At 61.1% G+C, this 1,359-nt stretch carries 1 protein-coding gene; it reads right to left on the bottom strand.

Annotated features, from left to right (window positions below; all coding sequences use genetic code 11):
* Positions 1-16: 16 nt before the first annotated feature.
* A protein-coding gene (locus tag CJ028_RS02955; RefSeq protein ID WP_105033802.1) for an IS3 family transposase occupies positions 17-1,308 on the bottom strand; the annotation gives its coding sequence in 2 pieces (ribosomal slippage) (positions 17-1,038 and positions 1,038-1,308; 1,293 coding nt in all).
* Between the last annotated feature and the right edge of the window lie 51 nt (positions 1,309-1,359).

Genomic DNA, 1,359 nt, shown 5'->3' with positions numbered 1-1,359 from the left:
TGAACCGTCCCGGGTTTCATGCCGCCGTTTTGTTGGCGGCTTCGATTTTTATCGGGCCGTTTGTTCCAGCGTAATAGTTGAGCTCGTATTCAGCCGGTGGCATGTTCCCCAGAGCGCTGTGTAGCCGCCGATTGTTGTACCAATCGAGCCAGTCGAAGGTGAGCTTCTCAACATCGGCGAGGGTCTTCAGCGGACCGGTGATGAAAGGTGAGTTCTTCGCGACGGCCTCGTTCTTGTAGAGGCCCATGACGGTCTCGGCGGCCGCATTGTCATACGCGTCACCAACCGTCCCGATGGATGCGACCAGGCCCTCGAGTGCGACGGTCTCGGTGAACTTGATCGACGTGTATTGCGAGCCGGCATCGGAATGGTGGATGAGGCCGGGCTGGACGGTGTGTCCGGCGTTGTCTCGGCGCCAGAGCGCCATGTTCAAACACACCTCGACGAACGGGGTGTCCTTGACCGTGGATGCATGCCAGCCGACGATCGCGCGAGAATACAAGTCGATCGCGAAGGCCACGTAGACGAACCCGCCCCACGTCGGCACATACGTGAAGTCCGTCACCCAGCTGTGGTTCGGGTGGGGCGCGCTGAAATTACGTTTGAGCAGGTCAGGAGCGCGGGCCGAATCCTTCCCGGTCGTGACGGTGCTGCGCGGCTTACGGCCGCGAACGAGGCCGTTCATGCCTTCCAGCCGCATCAACCGGTCCACGGTGTGCTTGGACACACCGGCGAACTCGCCCCGACTCAGCCACGCCGTCATCTTCCGGCGGCCGTAGAGAATCTCCGGCTGTTGCCGGCCCTGCACGTCCCGCGCCTTCAACGCTTTGAGCCGATCCAAGAGGACAGCGTCGCTGCGGGTCCGAACGGCGGCAGCGCGAATCTTCCATGTACGATACGACCGTGAAGTGACCGCGACGCCCTGCTCACGCAGGACGCCACAAGTCAGCTCGACTCCATGGCCGTTCGCCTTCATCCGAGCGATGAATGCGACTATGGACGGTTGCGAGGGTCGAGCTCCCTCGCGAAGAAAGACGCCGCTGCTTTGAGGATCTCGTTAGTTTCCCGAAGATCGCGGTTTTCGCGCTTGAGGCGCTTGATCTCCTCGAGCTCTTCGCTCGTTGGGCCCGTCCGTTCTCCCGCGTCGGATTGCGCCTGCCTGACCCACTTCCGCAACGTCTCCGGGCCGACATTGAGCTTGGGTGCCAGTTCGCGGCACGCGGCCCACATCGACGGGTAATCCTTCACACGATCAAGCGTCATACGAACCGCTCGCTCACGAACCTCATCTGGGTATTTCTTGGGCATAACCGAATCCTTTCACTAGAAAGAAAGCGGCAGGAAATCAGGGACGGTTCA

The organism is Cryobacterium aureum, from assembly GCF_002954245.1.
Lineage (GTDB): Bacteria > Actinomycetota > Actinomycetes > Actinomycetales > Microbacteriaceae > Cryobacterium > Cryobacterium aureum.
Note: the sequence above shows the minus strand (reverse complement) of the source record. Positions and strands in the feature narration are given on the sequence as shown.